Annotated in this window: 9 protein-coding genes and 1 tRNA gene; 8 read left to right on the top strand and 2 right to left on the bottom strand. The window is 55.2% G+C overall.

What is annotated here, in order from left to right; all coding sequences use genetic code 11:
* Nucleotides 1-19: 19 nt before the first annotated feature.
* On the bottom strand, nt 20-619 hold the full coding sequence (hisB, locus tag JWG43_RS07810; RefSeq protein WP_205242373.1) for an imidazoleglycerol-phosphate dehydratase HisB: 600 nt from the start codon (nt 617-619) through the stop codon (nt 20-22).
* 569 nt (nt 620-1,188) lie between these two features.
* Between hisB and JWG43_RS07805 the strand changes: the two genes are divergently transcribed.
* From JWG43_RS07805 to JWG43_RS07770, 8 genes are all read left to right on the top strand, one after another.
* Nucleotides 1,189-1,263, top strand: a tRNA-Gly gene (locus JWG43_RS07805).
* Between the two features lie 62 nt (nt 1,264-1,325).
* Nucleotides 1,326-1,754, top strand: a complete 429-nt coding sequence (gene rplM, locus JWG43_RS07800) for a 50S ribosomal protein L13 (protein WP_205242345.1) — start codon at nt 1,326-1,328, stop codon at nt 1,752-1,754.
* Nucleotides 1,755-1,770: 16 nt separating this feature from the next.
* Nucleotides 1,771-2,163 carry a 30S ribosomal protein S9 gene (rpsI, locus tag JWG43_RS07795; protein ID WP_205242344.1) on the top strand — a complete coding sequence of 131 codons (393 nt, stop codon included), beginning with the start codon at nt 1,771-1,773 and terminating at the stop codon, nt 2,161-2,163.
* Nucleotides 2,164-2,424: 261 nt separating this feature from the next.
* A complete protein-coding gene (argC, locus tag JWG43_RS07790) occupies nt 2,425-3,465 on the top strand; it encodes an N-acetyl-gamma-glutamyl-phosphate reductase (RefSeq protein ID WP_205242343.1) in 1,041 nt (346 codons plus the stop codon).
* Nucleotides 3,465-4,250 (top strand): tRNA pseudouridine(38-40) synthase TruA, encoded by a 786-nt coding sequence (gene truA, locus JWG43_RS07785; RefSeq protein ID WP_205242342.1) that lies wholly within the window; start codon nt 3,465-3,467, stop codon nt 4,248-4,250. Before argC ends, truA begins: the two co-directional genes overlap by 1 nt.
* 12 nt (nt 4,251-4,262) lie before the next feature.
* Nucleotides 4,263-4,856, top strand: a complete 594-nt coding sequence (locus JWG43_RS07780; protein WP_205242341.1) for a Maf family protein — start codon at nt 4,263-4,265, stop codon at nt 4,854-4,856.
* Between the two features lie 750 nt (nt 4,857-5,606).
* A complete protein-coding gene (locus JWG43_RS07775; RefSeq protein ID WP_205242340.1) occupies nt 5,607-9,983 on the top strand; it encodes a HEAT repeat domain-containing protein in 4,377 nt (1,458 codons plus the stop codon).
* A 154-nt stretch (nt 9,984-10,137) separates the two neighbouring features.
* The gene (locus JWG43_RS07770; protein ID WP_205242339.1) at nt 10,138-11,928 is read left to right on the top strand and encodes a DnaB-like helicase C-terminal domain-containing protein; all 1,791 of its coding nucleotides are present in this window, start codon (nt 10,138-10,140) and stop codon (nt 11,926-11,928) included.
* 2 nt (nt 11,929-11,930) lie between these two features.
* On the opposite strand, the gene trmFO is transcribed toward JWG43_RS07770, so the two are convergent.
* Nucleotides 11,931-13,259 carry a methylenetetrahydrofolate--tRNA-(uracil(54)-C(5))-methyltransferase (FADH(2)-oxidizing) TrmFO gene (gene trmFO / locus JWG43_RS07765; RefSeq protein ID WP_205242338.1) on the bottom strand — a complete coding sequence of 443 codons (1,329 nt, stop codon included), beginning with the start codon at nt 13,257-13,259 and terminating at the stop codon, nt 11,931-11,933.
* Nucleotides 13,260-13,266 lie beyond the last annotated feature (7 nt).

Genomic DNA, 13,266 nt, shown 5'->3' with positions numbered 1-13,266 from the left:
CTCCTGGAAAGTCGAGCGCCTACAAAACGCCCTTTGAAGACAGCTGCCCCTGGACCTTTGGATGCGTGGCAACCGCAGCGGAGACAGCCCGGCCAAGAGCCTTGAACACGGCCTCGATAATGTGGTGCCCATTCTCACCATGAAGGAGGTCGACATGCAGCGTCAGGCCGGCGTGGAGCGAAAAAGCGCGAAGAAATTCCTTGGTCAGCGGCGTGTCAAAGGTGCCTATTTTCGCTTCAATCATCGGCACATGATAGTGAAGATACGGCCGGTTGCTGCAATCGACACAGACCCGGGCCAGAGTCTCATCCATGGGCACATAGGCGTGCGCATATCGGCAAATACCCGATTTATCTGCTAATGCCTGAGCAAAGGCCATCCCCAGACAAATGCCCAGATCCTCCACCGTGTGATGATCGTCGACCTCCGTGTCGCCTGTTGCGGTCACCTCGAGGTCAAAAAAACCGTGGACAGTAAACAGGGTCAGCATGTGATCCATGAACCCGACACCTGTGTCGACAACAGCGCTTCCCGTGCCATCCACATGCAGTGTCAGTCGAATATCGGTTTCTCTGGTCCTACGTTCTATACATGCTGACCGGTTGGCAACCTCAGCCATCATCTTCTTACTCCCCTGGGCAGCTCCATGGCCCGGTGAAAAACAATCTATAAAAAAAGCTTTCGAATCCTCCCTGTGGAGACGATAGCCCCCCTTTTCAGTGCAAATATACTCATCGCGACTGTAGTCAATTTTTCCAATGGACTCAACACCTGATCAGCTCTTCCAGGATCGGCGATGAAAAAAGTTGCCCGAGGTACCGCTTGGGCACGATACTGCCGGGCCCACCCGGCTTTCCTCCGTAAAAATATGGATGATGATAATGACAACGAGGCGGCAGGGATCCTGGATAGGGTTGTGTTGGGGTTCGTGCCTCCTCCCAACCTACAGCTCCTCGTTACCCGTACCCGTCTGATAAAGTGTTAATTAATCGAAGGTCACAGACAATCGATCTGATGCACGAACGAACCTTCACGGTTTCAGGCCCGGTCACCTTGGTGTGATTGTCGTCATCCTCATCCCCCAAGGTGAAAAAAACCACCAGAAAATTGGCTGCAAACAATAAAATTTGTATTGACACACCCTGGTAGTCCCTGGTAAATAATCCGGCTGTTACGGAAAACCACCAAGCGGGAATAACTCAGTGGTAGAGTGCAACCTTGCCAAGGTTGAAGTCGCGAGTTCGAATCTCGTTTCCCGCTCCAAATACATTCAAGGTTCGGACCTCCGTTCGAACCTTTTTTTTTCAAATGCTGAGGCGCAGAGCATGAAGACCTACTACACGCCGATAAAAGAAATTGATCGTAAATGGTTGGTAGCCGATGCCGACGGCAAGGTTCTTGGCCGCATCGCGACCGAAATAGCCAGCCGCCTGCGCGGCAAGCATAAGCCGACCTTCTGTAATTTTCAGGACAACGGCGATTTCGTCATCGTGGTCAATGCCGAAAAAATTCACCTCACCGGCACCAAATGGGACGACAAACTCTATCATCGGCATTCCGGATACCCCGGTGGCATCAAAACCCGAACCGCCCGGGAATACCTGGAAAAAAAACCTGAAGAATTGATTCGGATGGCCGTGAAAGGCATGTTGCCCAAGAACAAGCTCGGCCGGGCCCAACTGAAAAAGCTGAAAATTTATACCGGCACCGACCACCCCCATCAGGCGCAGAAACCGGAAACTTTCGAGATTTGATAACGGAGCAGAGCATATGGCCCAGGAAAAGACATACGCCACCGGCAGGCGGAAGACAGCAATCGCCAGAGTCTGGATTGCTCCCGGCAGCGGCAACGTCGAAATCAACAAGATGCCGATGGACGAGTATTTCGGCAATATCTACTTTGAACCAAAAATAGCCAAGCCTTTCGCCGTCACCGAGACCATCGAAAAATATGACGTCTGGGCGTCCGTGAAAGGCGGCGGTAAATCGGCACAGACCGAGGCGGTGGTGCATGGCATTGCCAGAGCTTTGCAGGAACTGAACCCGGAAATGCGGATACCGCTGAAAAGAGCCGGCCTGCTCACCCGTGATCCTCGGGCCAAAGAACGAAAGAAATATGGTCTGCGCGGTGCTCGGGCCCGCTTCCAGTTCTCCAAACGATAAACGATGTAACCGGACCAGCGGCTGTCGCCTATCGTCCTTACAGGCAGCTTCGGTACCCTATCCAGGGCATAACGAATTATCGTTATGCCCTTTTTTATTCAGCCTATCCCCTACGGGGAGAGAGTATCCATCTGGAAACCCGATATGTTACCCTCCATTGAGGTGCGCCGGTCAATTATCCTGAGCAGTACACCGGCCAGTACCACAAAGAATCAGGGGAAAAGAGCCGTTTCTGGACAGGCATAAACAAGGAGCCACCCCATGTTGCACGTCGGCATTGTTGGCGCATCCGGGTACACCGGCGTCGAATTGGCAAGATTACTGGCCACCCACCCAGATGTTCGCATCACTGTAGCCACCTCACGGCAATACGCTGGCTTGCCGTTGGCCGAAGTCTTTCCCAATCTGCGCAAACGGGTGGATATCCGTTGTGAGAACCTGAGCCCGGATGAACTGATTCCCCGGGCCGACTTCTTTTTTACTGCCGTACCCCACAAAACCGCCATGGAGATAGTGCCGCGCCTGCTTGATGCCGGCAAAAAGGTCGTCGACCTGAGCGCTGATTACCGACTCCGTGATGCCGCTGTCTATCAGAACTGGTATCAGGAACACACCAGCCCCCAACTGCTGGGCGAAGCCGTCTACGGCCTGCCGGAATTGTACCGGGAGCAGATCCGCACAGCGCGATTAACCGCCAATCCCGGTTGCTATCCCACCTCCGCGATCCTGGCCCTGGCTCCGGCACTGCGCCAGGGACTGATTGATCCGGCCACGCTGATTATCGATGCCAAATCAGGAACCTCGGGGGCCGGGCGTGCCGCCAGTTTAGGCACCTTATTCTGTGAAGTCACCGATGGATTCAGACCGTATAAGGTCGGCGGCCACCACCGTCACATCCCGGAAATCGAGCAGGAACTCTCTATCGCCGCCGGCAGGCCGGTGACTGTTTCCTTCACGCCCCACCTGCTGCCGCAGTCCAGAGGTATCCTGAGTACCATCTATGCCACTCTGACTCCGACAGCCGGCCATATCGACATCCAGGCCTTGTATGAGGCCGCTTATGCGGATGAGCCCTTTGTCCGAGTGCTGCCCGCGGGTTCCTTGCCCGCGACCCAGCACGTCCGCGGCTGCAACTGCTGTGACCTGGCCCTGCAGAAAGACGAACGCTCCGGCCGCCTGATCCTCATGGCGGCCATCGATAATATCGTCAAGGGAGCCTCCGGTCAAGCGGTGCAGAACATGAATCTGATGCACGATCTCCCGGAAACCGCAGGCTTGATGGGGGCAGCTCTGTTCCCCTGATGTCCAGGGTAATCCGGCTGCTGATCGCCTATGACGGCGGCAACTATCTGGGCTGGCAGCGTCAGTTGCAGGGCAGGACCATCCAGGGTGAACTGGAAAAAAGGCTGACCGCACTCTGCGGTCAAGTGATTACCCTGCACGGTGCCGGACGAACCGATACCGGTGTCCATGCCCTGGGCATGGTAGCTCATTTCCGCACGGCCACGACCATTCCCCTGGTCGCTTTTTTCAAGGGGCTCAACTCCATGCTCCCCGGGGACATTCGTATCCTGGCCGCTGAGCCGGCCCCGAGTGATTTTCACAGCCGCTTCAGTGCCCTTGCCAAAACCTATCGCTACGATTTTTTCACCGGCGCGGTAATGCCGCCATGCCAGCGGCAGTATCGGGCGCACTTTCCCGGCCCCTTTGATCCCCATCGGTTGCACTCGGCTCTGCAGACCATCACCGGCACTCACGATTTCTCCAGTTTTGAACGGGCCGGCTCACGGGATAAAAACGCACTCAGCGGCCGCGGCGCGGTTCGCACCCTGTTTGCCGCCCGCTGTTTTCCCAACCTGGGGCAGGAAGAGTGCTGGTCCATCAGGGTGACCGGGGACGGATTCCTCCGCCAGATGGTGCGGATTCTTGCCGGGACACTGATCACCATCGGCCAGGAAAAAACCGCTGCCAATGCCATGGCTGGGATCCTCGCCGCCCGGGACCGCACCCGGGCAGGCCTCACCGCCCCGGCCTGCGGCCTGTTTCTCGAACAGATCGCATACAGCCCCAGACCATTTCAGCCATAGACCAGGCTCTTTATGTTCACCACTCCCTGCCCGCTCATCCTCGCCTCGGCCTCGCCGCGCCGCCAGGAATTCCTCACTCAGCTTGGCCTTTCCTTTCACGTCCAGCCGGCAATCATCGATGAAACGCCCCGGCCGGGGGAAGCACCGGTCCAGTTCGCCCAGCGGTTGGCCACAGCCAAGGCTGAATCCATGGCCAGCGACCAGCCACAGGCCTGTATCATCGGCGCCGACACGGTGGTCAGCCTTGGCACCACCCTGTTCGGCAAGCCGGCCGATCAACAGGAAGCACTTACCATCCTCAAAAACCTGCAGGGCAAAACGCATCTGGTCACCACCGGACTGGCAATAATCTGCCGGCAGCGAGACATAAAGGAAACAACAACTGTCACCTCTCAGGTCACCTTTGACACCTTTCCCGACCCTGTATTGCAGGCCTATATCGAAACCGGCGACCCCATGGACAAGGCCGGCGCCTACGGTATCCAGGGACAAGGGGCGTTCCTCGTCCGCTCCATCACCGGTTCCTGGAGCAATATCGTCGGCCTACCGGTCAATACCCTGATCCGTACTCTGCTGCGTCTGGAATTGCTGCAGGCAACAGGTTGAGATTTCAAATAAAAGAAAATTCTACCCGCACATCAAAAAATGCCGTCCATACCGTTGGTGCTGTTTGCCAAATCCAAGAGGTGTGCCTCCGGTACAAATTCAGGATCAAGTTCTCTTCATTTATTATCGGCCTTGACTTAGGGAAAAGCGGCATGATACCTTTTAATAAAAGTTATTCAGTCTTACTATAACTTTCTCTTCTGGACATTGTCGATTGCTCCATGTCTCCAGCCAGATCATTTTTTTCGCGATCATTAACCATTACGCCTAAAAATAGAGTATACTCGACAAAATAAGAACAAAACCACATTGCAAGATGCTCAAAATGACAATATGTCAGGGCTCGATCAAATGACATTTATATTTTTCTTTATTCAGCCATTTGACACGATCCTCTCGCAGCGGTCGATTTCAGATTAAAAGCCCTACAGTCCTTAAAAAAAAATATATATATTATCAAAATGAAGCATATTTTCCTGACATCGAAAACTCTTGTATTTACAAAGACATGCCGATAAATTTGCCGAAGTCAAGACCTTACTTTTCGTAACCTGTTCATAACCGTTCATCAGCTCTCCACCTGCAGACGATCAGGCTAAACGTGCATATGATCACCAGAACCCATCAACCTGATTATCCCCATATTGTGCTGGTGAAAGGCCCAAGGACCAGAGATAACTATCATCCCCTTGTACCCGCTGAACGTTTACTGCTGTTCCAGAAAAATTCTCGATAACGAGCAGGACACCCATGGCCACTTCGCGGCAAACCCCTTCACCGGATAGAAGTACCCTGTTGCTCGATTTTCCCATGCGGATATATACGGCGCTGCGCACCATGCGCCTCTATCCTGCCGCCAATCCCCAAGTGCAGCGCAGTAACGATTTTGTCCTCAAGGCCTTCACAGCCCTGATGGCCGACAAGAACGATGACGCGGTCAACCTTGCCCTCTCAGATAAGAAAATCCTAGTCTGCGGTGACCCTCTGGCAGACAGGGACCAGGAACGCCCACAGATCCAGGGCCTGATTACCTTGCTGGACCGACTGAAAATCCATTCCTTCACCTTCCATTCCGGTTTTGATTTTGACCAGTGCGCCCTCTTTATCGAATCACTGGCCAACCTGCTCGGTGAAAGAGACCTCAGTGAACCCCTGGCTGATCTGTTTAACCGTGCAGGTCTCCATGCGGTGTCCGTCGATGCCAAGCGCTATGTTGCTGTGCATAAAGGCGAACAGGTTGTCCGTGAGGAGATGATCGGTGCCGGCCTCAATATCAGTGATGAGGAACTGGCCAATTACGTGCTCGGCAAATCAGGCCCAAATGGCCAGGCCAGAGCCATTGCCCCGGAACTCATCGAAGAACTGCTCAGTCGCCTGCCCAAAAGCGCCGAAGATCAGGGGCAGTCGCACATTCTCAATGAGACGGTTCTTGAACTGCTTGAAAAACTGAGCCGAGAAATCGACTTCGGCAAACGATCCGAGGGCATCAATCAATCCGCCACCGCTTTGACCCGTCTGGACCCCGCCCTGCTGGCCGGCCTGGTGGCGAAGATGCCGGCCACAGCCGTGGCCGATGAAGTGCTCGATTCTACTCTCGACCGGCTGTCTCCAAACCAGCGCAACACTCTGATCGCCAATCTTGTCGCCCGCCTACCGTCAGGAACTACTACCGGTTCCCGCGACCAACAGCGACAGACCGGCATCGATATCCTCGAGCGCCTGGCAGGCCTGCAGGCACAAGACGGCTCGCTGCAAGAGGTTATTGCCCAGAATCTCGACGCCCGCCAACTCCTCGACACCGCCAGCGATCTGGCGCAACTGCCTGACCATCTCCACCAACGGCTCAAAGTACCGCAATGGTCTGCTCCAGTTCTTGCTTCCGCGGTACAACAGATCACTGAATCAAAGGATCAACAAGACGCTGCCATTGATTTCACGGCTTTTGACCATCTTCTTGGCCAGTACGAGCAACTGCTTGACCAGAAAGAGCTGACCCAGGTGGCTCAGCAGGCCGGCGAACAGTTGGTAAGCATGGATGGATTGGCCTTGGGCAGCTTCATAGCCCGCAGATTCAAAGGATTATTTGGAGAACAGCTCTATCAGCAGATTCTCTCCCAGATGCCAGACCAACTGCTTGATGAAACCATCGAACATCTGACCCCCAGGCAGATCAACAGAATGATTGTCGCCCTCATCAGTGACATTCCCCTGTACATCAGCAAAGACAAGGACCCCGCCCACATCGCCGCGGACAATGAGATGCTGAAACGACTGGCCCGGACCAGCAAGGGACCTGAAATCACCAGAGCCGTAGCCCACAACATTGATGCCCATGTCCTGCAGGCGCCCCTTGAGCAGGGTGCTGCCCTGCCGGACCAGCTGGTGAAGCGACTGCAGCAACCGGCCTGGTCTGCCCCGGTCCTGGTCACCGCGGCCCAGCAATCCACCGATCCGGCCAATTTCAAAGAGGGCAAGGCGGATTTTTCCCAGTTCGAACGTATGCTGGCCAAATACGACTCCCTACTCAATAAGGAGAAACAGCTGCAGGTCGCTGCCCAGGCAGGCGGGCAACTAGCAGATTTTGATGAACAGGAACTCGGCCTCCTCCTGGTACAGAAATTCAAAAATCTTTTTGGGGATCAACTCTATCAGCAGGTGATCAACCAGCTCTCCGATGAGAAATTCGCGCACCTTGCCAGCCAGCTGCAAACACTCAGTCAAAACCGCGAAGGGTTACCACTGGACCTCAATGACCAGGATATCGAAAATGCCTACAATCGATTACTGCAGACAGTGCGCGGTGAAAAAATGCGGGCCGTTCTGGCCATGCACAGGAGTCAGCAGGAAAAACAGCAAGTCAAGGTCCGCAATAACCTGGACCAGCTTCTTCAGGGAGAACTCAAGCCTCTTGCCCAAAAGGAAGTACGCCGATCCCTGCCCGAGACCATTGGCACCCTCTTTTCCGAAGGTCGGGAAGGGGATGTCGACAGCCTGCTCATGCAGCTGGCCATAGGACTCCAGAACCAGGAGGTTCCGGTTCGTTCCCATGCGGCGCAGACACTGGCCGGCGTAGCCGAAAAGCTTGCCGACACCGGTCAATGGCAACGCCTGGAAAAACTGGTGCCAGCCCTTGAGCAGGCTGTAGGGACCCAAAACATGGGTGAGGAGGACATTGGTACATGCCTGGATGCAGTCCGTCGTCTCGTTGGCCACTATCTTGATCAAGAACAGCTTGACCGTGCCAATGCAACCATCCACTTTATCCGCAGGCTCTCCGAGACAACAAAACCGGAAGCCACGGCCCCTGCAATCAGGAAACAGGCCCTTGTCGCCCTGAACAATGTGGCTACCAAACCGGTTCTCAAGCACCTGCTGGAGCAATATCTCCACCCTGAACACTCACGGGAAGCAGCAGGCCAGATCCTTGCCGAACTGGGAACTGAATCCGCCAAATTTCAGCTGCAGTACCTGATGAACAGCGACAGCCGCTTTGAGCGCAAACAGTTGCTGACCCTGATCAAGCAGACAGGCAACCCGGCGGTCTCTATCCTTCTCGAACAACTCGACAAGCAATCGCCTTGGTTTGTGACCCGCAACATCATTCGCCTCTTGGGCGAGATCGGCAATTCGGAACTGTTTCCGGCGGCTCGACCCTTCATTTCTCACAATGATCCCCGGGTGCAGCAGGAGGTTTTCAACACCGCTCTCCAGATTGGTGGAGAACATCTCCAAGATTTCCTCCTCCAGGCGCTACAGACAGTGGATGACTCCCTCAAAGGCAAGGTCGTGCGGCATATGGCCACTGCCCACGACGAGCGTTTTGTCCGTCCACTGACCGATCTGCTGGAGGGTGCCAGTTCTATTGTCGGGAAAAATAAAGAGGAACTCCAACTGGCGATTTGCAATACCCTTGGTGCTCTAAGATCGAAAAGGGCGACAGCTCCTCTCAGCCGGGTGGTACAAAGCAAAACCGTTCTTGGCCTTGGTGGCTACAGTGATGCGGTTCGGCGGGCTGCTGACCAGGCATTGGATCAGATACGTGGACAGGCCGAAGTCAAGGCACCGGCAGCAGCCAGGCTTGAGCAGACAGTCGAAGCCAGTGACGACGAGCCTGGTCACGCAGGTGGTGTTCTTCCTGGTCAAGGTACCCGGGAACAAGAAATTTTCGCCCTCGTGGCGCAAGGCAATCGGGAACAGGCCAAGAAAGAACTGCTTGAGCTTATTGGTGTTACGGCTCGAGCCGGTGACTTTGAGACAGCGGAACGGCTTCGGGAGCGTATTTATGAAATTGACAGCCTTGCTCTCGGCGAAATTATCCGCTCCGGCGAAATCATCGAAGATGAAAAACGCGGAGCTGTCAAGGAAGAGGATCTGCAGATCTGGGCAAGTCTCACCGACCGTCTCACCACGGAAGAATTCCTGAACATCTACCACGCATTCAATGAACAACACTACAAAGCGGAAGAGGTCCTGGTCAGTCAGGGAGACAGGAACGATGCCCTTTTTTTTATCAATCAGGGCAGTATCAAGGTCTCGCACATGGCCGGCACCCGGGAACTGTTTATTACCAGCCTGAGCCGCGGCCAGATTGCTGGAGAAAATTTTTTCAGCCCCTCTTTCTGGACCGTCAGTCTGACGTCACTGACCCCATCCAAGGTGTACATTCTTCGCCAGGAAACCCTCAAGACCTGGGAGGAAAGATTTCCGGGACTACGTACCAAACTGCACGAATTCTATCTTGCCTCCAATAATATCAGCTCCATGCTGGAGAAAAAGGGACTCGAGCGACGTCGGGACCAGCGTTTCAATCTTTCACGAAAAATTCAGGTACAGCCAATCAATAATCTTGACGCACCCATTGGTCGCGGTTTCCGTGCGGAGACCGCTGACATCTCACTGGGAGGTCTACGTTTCCTCATCCGCATCTCCCGCCAGGATAATGCCCGCCTCCTTCTGGGAAGACGGATGCAGGTGGTGCTACCCGTGGGTGGGAAAACCAAGTATTTGTATCTTAAAGGTCTGGTTATCGGGGTGCAGCCCTTTCATGTCCTGGAAAATGATTTTTCCGTGCATTTCAAATTCGACCAATCCATGGATCAGCAAGGGTTGCAGACGATTCTCGGTTGAGGGAAGACAGGAATCTGGTCTTGCAAGGCGGATTGTGATGGGATGAGTTTTGGTTTTCTTTTGTTGGGGTTCGTGCCTCACCCCAACACCAATCCCTGCAATGTGACCATAACGGCCTCGTCACCACAGAGTATAGCTGCAACATGGAGTCACTATGTCCGATGCTGTCACCGCTTTTTACCATGACCAGTTTCCCCAGGCGGAACTGAAAAACAATATTCTCCAGGTCCCGTGCCCATTCTGCCACGGTGCCAGCAGTGGCTCAACCGCCACGTTGGTGGTGTATCTCAATCTGGAAAGTTTTTTCCACGGGTATTTCCGCTGCCTGAACCGCTGCCTGGCCGGCGGTTTCCCGCTGCATTTCGCCCGGTTACGGGGAATCAGCCTCAAGCTGGCACCGGGATTTGATCCGGACCGCGAATATTTCGGTCGCGAAATCGATTATCCGGCACGAAACATCAACCAGGAGATCATCGGTTTCACCGACAAACTTACCGCCGAAATCCACGCATTCTTTGCAGAGGGGAAGGTCTCGGCCCCAGTTTTGGAACAGATGCGAATCGGCTACAATGGCCGTTATTTGGTCTACCCTTACATCCAGGCCGATGGTAATTGCTATGCGGCCCATTGCGTTCATCCGGAAAAACCCGAAGACAGCTTCTGGTATGGCGACGAACGTTTTTTCCCCGAGCAGTTTCGCATTTTCAACCGCCAGGAAATCGAGCACTGTGAAAACGGCGCCCTCTTCCTGGTGGAAGGCGAGCACAACCTCCTGCCTTTAATACAGTTGGGCCTGCCGGCCATCGCTGTCCCTTCCGCCGCCGACCTCGAGCACCTTAACCCGCTGCTCCTCTCCTGGATTCACACCATTTTTCTCTGGGTCAACCACAACGCTGAATCCGAGGCCATGGCCAGGAGTTTTGCCACCAGTGCGGGACACAAGGTGCGCATCATCCGTTGGCCGGAAAGCACCCCCCGCAACACTTCACTGTTCCGATTGCCGGCTGGAAACGAAAGTGAGCTGCGTAAAATCGTGTTCACCATGGTTCGGGATGCGCAGGCCTTTTCACCCTTTGCCACTCCAGCCGCGGAATACCACGCCTTCCATGAACGTCTGGGATTGGAATCCGGTACGGCCTATTCCGGTTTGACCAGCGGTTTTTCCAGGTTGGACCAGACCCTGGATGGTGTCCACGGTATCAACATCATGGGAGGGAGCCCCAAGGCCGGAAAATCGGCTTTTTTTATTCAGATCGCCTCGGAAATGGCCTTCCGCAAAATACCGGTGATCTATTACGATTTTGAGAACGGCCGCCAGAAAATATATCTCCGCATCCTCAGCCGCCTCAGTCGTCTGCGGCCGGAGGAGATCCGCCATGCCGCATCTCAGGACCCCGCGGAACACGAGCGTCTGCGCCTGGCGCAGGAGACCCTGCGGACCACTCTCCACTGGCTGCGGGTCGTCAATGACCGCAAGCTCTCGCCGGAAACCATGCGCCGTCACATCGATTTTCTCCGCCACGAGACCAGGTCCGACTACGCGGTTGTGGTCATCGACAGTCTGCATAAACTGCCATTCAAGGATATCGGCCAGCAACGAAGCGGTATTGACGGCTGGCTGCGCCAATTGGAAGCCGTTCGCGATGAACTGGCGGTCAGTTTTCTGGTGATTTCCGAGTTGGAACGAGGGCCGCAAGGCCATTTCGACCGGCAGCCGCATCTCGGTTCCTTCAAGGGTTCCGGTGATATCGGCTACTCGGCGGACAATGCCATGGTATTTCTGCCCCAATGGGATCCCTTTGCCAGTCACCCGCCGCAAACCCGGACCAACGAACTCTGGCTGGTGGCCAGCCGGGAACACAGTCCGGGCCGCATTGCCTCGTATCGGCTTGATTATCCCTATTGGGGCTTTATTGAAGAGGCCCAAGCCGGAATCCCTTCCTGATATCAGGTCAACAATCGGTGCCAGGCATCGATAGCGAGCAGGGCATCTTCGGCCCGGACCCGGCCGCGGTCCCTTTTCGGAATTTTTCGCGGCAAAGGGGGGAACAAGCCAAAATTGACATTGGACGGTTGAAATCGAGCAGGATCGGCATCGGTCAAATGGTGCAGCAAGCCACCGTGGGCAGTGGCGGGCGGCGGTAGGAGACGCACTTTTCCCAGCGCCTGACGACCGGCGTTGATTCCGGCGACCAGGCCCATGGCCGCTGACTCGATATAGCCCTCGACACCGGACAGTTGACCGGCAAGATAGAGACCGGGTTTGCCCCGCATCTCCAGACTGCTTGTCAGGACCCGGGGAGCACAGACAAAGGTATTGCGGTGAATGGAGCCGAAACGAAGGAATTCGGCCTGTTTCAACCCTGGAATGGTGCGGAAGATCCGCTGCTGTTCGCCATAGGTCAGCTTAGTCTGGAAACCAACCAGATTGTACATGGTACCTTGCCGGTTTTCCGCTCGCAGCTGGACCACCGCATGGGGCAGATGGCCGGTTTGCGGATGGGCAAGACCGATGGGCTTCATCGGCCCATAGCGCAGCGTTTCCGGCCCCCGCGCGCACATGACTTCAATCGGCAGACAGCCCTCAAAATATTTTGGCTCTTCAAAAGCATGCAGAGGGACGGTTCGGGCAGCAGCAAGGTCAGCGATAAAGTGTTCATACTGCTGTTTATCCATGGGACAATTGAGATAGTCTCCAGGTCCACTCTCGTCCCAGCGTGATTTGCGGTAAATGACCTCCATGTCGAGGCTTTCGGCATCAACGATGGGAGCAATGGCATCATAAAAAGCCAGATTGTCGGTACCGGTGAGATTTTGCAGGTGATTGGCCAGCGGTCCCGACAAAAGCGGTCCGGCGGCCACAATGACCGGGCCGTTGTCAGGGTCTGGTATTCGCATGACCTCCCGACGGTGCACTGTGATCAGGGGGTGGGCAGTGATGGTCTTGGTGAGGAAATGCGCGAACTGTTGGCGGTCAACGGCCAGTGCTGTACCAGCGGGCACACGGGCCGTATCAGCGGCCCGCATCACCAGGGAGCCCAGGCGGCGCATCTCTTCCTTGAGCAGACCGGCAGCGGCATCCACGGCATTTGAGCGCAATGAATTGGAACAGACCAATTCACCCAGGTGCGGCAACTGGTGGGCCGGGCTGAAGCGCTCCGGTTTCATCTCGTACAGGTCGACCCGCACGCCCTGCTTCGCGGCCTGCCAGGAGGCCTCGCAACCGGCCAGTCCACCGCCGATGACTGTCAGGTGCCCTGTTGATGCCTGTTTCACAAAGCTC

The sequence above is a fragment of the Desulfobulbus alkaliphilus genome (assembly GCF_016918545.1).
In the GTDB taxonomy this organism is placed as follows: Bacteria; Desulfobacterota; Desulfobulbia; order Desulfobulbales; family Desulfobulbaceae; genus Desulfobulbus; species Desulfobulbus alkaliphilus.
Note: the sequence above shows the minus strand (reverse complement) of the source record. Positions and strands in the feature narration are given on the sequence as shown.